This is a genomic window from Nitrososphaera sp., from assembly GCF_050748925.1.
Taxonomy (GTDB): domain Archaea; phylum Thermoproteota; class Nitrososphaeria; order Nitrososphaerales; family Nitrososphaeraceae; genus Nitrososphaera.
In genome coordinates, this window is the sequence record NZ_JBOGQF010000224.1 from 1 (window position 1) to 1,656 (window position 1,656).

Genomic DNA, 1,656 nt, shown 5'->3' on the forward strand with positions numbered 1-1,656 from the left:
GGTCGACGACAAGGAGATGATAATACTCCTTGACAACCGCACGACGCCGGCAAGAAAGCAGGACCTGTGCGGCTTTTGCACAAACAACCAGTCGCTGATAGCCGCATTCAAGTTCATGTTCAGCAAGACTTGCAACTGACTCTGTTGCTGGTTTTACATACTAGCGGTTTTAACCGCTAGGGGCGCTCTTTTTATCATCATGCAAGTTTCAGCCCCCGGCTCTGGCAGTTCAGTCATCGACAAACGGTTGCTCGAGGCGGCAAAAAAGACGCCCCACCTGTCAGACTATATCCAGAAACTTGCGAGGTCCAACATCCCGATGCCGGCGTTCTATGAAAAGCTCGACAACAGCGTCAAGGGCCTCAAGGTGCTCAACCTCATCTATCCCGTGACTGAGCAGATCTACATCCACATCAACAGCGTGGGGGTGACTGACGGCTATACGGAATACATCATCATCGACCCGCCAGAGCCAAACGTGACCCTGGCATCGACCCTTGACAGGCTGTTTGCGATAGAGTCCGCGTCTTCGAGCACGGTGAGCGAGCTCCAGCAAAAGATGACGTACCTGGAGGAGTTTTTAAAGAAAAAGTGCGCCCTTTCAAAGACAGAAGTGGACTATGGCAAGGTTGACCAAAAGGCCAAGGTGTTTTCAGTCTTTGAAAAAGACTTTTCCAACCTGATGTACCATTTCATACGCAAGCGCGCCGGCCTTGGCCTGCTCGAGCCGTTTTTGACCGACCCGTACCTCGAGGACATTTCCATCGTGGGGCAGGGAAACGTGTTCATCGTCCACAAGGTCTTTGGATCGCTAAAGTCGCCGGTCTGGCTCACAAATGACGACATCGACAACCTGGTGATAGGCATGTCCGAGCAGTTTGGCAAGACGGTGTCGCACGCCCGGCCGGTCATCGACGCGACCTTGCCGGAAGGCTCCAGAATCAACATCGTGTTTGGCAAGGACGTCAGCAGAAAGGGCACCAACGCCACCATCAGGCGCTTTGCAAGTGTGCCGCTTTCAATCACGCAGATCATCTCTTCAAGGACGCTTGACCGGCTCGAAGCGGCCTACATGTGGATGATGGTCAGCGAGGGCATGAGCTGCTTTATCAACGGCGAGACCGCGTCAGGCAAGACCACCACCATGATGGGAGTCACGCTCTTTATCCCGCCGACCTGGAAGATAGTCACAATCGAAGACACGCCTGAAATCACGCTTCCGCACAACAACTGGATCAGCGAAGTGACCCGCGACACCGGCAGCGCGTCTTCAAGCGTGACCATGTTTGACCTGCTAAAGGCGGCTCTCCGGCAGAGGCCAAACTACATCCTTGTGGGCGAGATCAGGGGCGTCGAGGCCAACATCGCGTTCCAGGCCATGCAGACCGGCCACCCTGTCATCAGCACTTTCCACGCCGCGCAGATGTCCAGCCTAATCCAGAGGCTGACCGGCGAGCCTATGAAGATACCCAAGCCAAACGTGGAGAACCTGAACATCGCCCTTTTCCAGGCCGCGGTGCAGGGCAAGGACGGCCGGCCGATAAGGCGCGTGCTTTCGATAAACGAGATCGTCGGCTACAACGCACCTGCCGACTCTGTCATGTTCATCCCCATATTCACCTGGGACCCGGCAAGCGACACGGTGTCGTTCAGGGG

Annotated in this window: 1 protein-coding gene; it reads left to right on the plus strand. The window is 55.4% G+C overall.

Features of this window, described 5'->3' with window-relative positions; translation table 11 throughout:
• Positions 1 to 199: 199 nt before the first annotated feature.
• Positions 200 to 1,656, plus strand: a 1,457-nt coding sequence (locus ACREAY_RS11755; protein ID WP_431755956.1) for a type II/IV secretion system ATPase subunit, incomplete at its 3' end; no start/stop codon positions are given.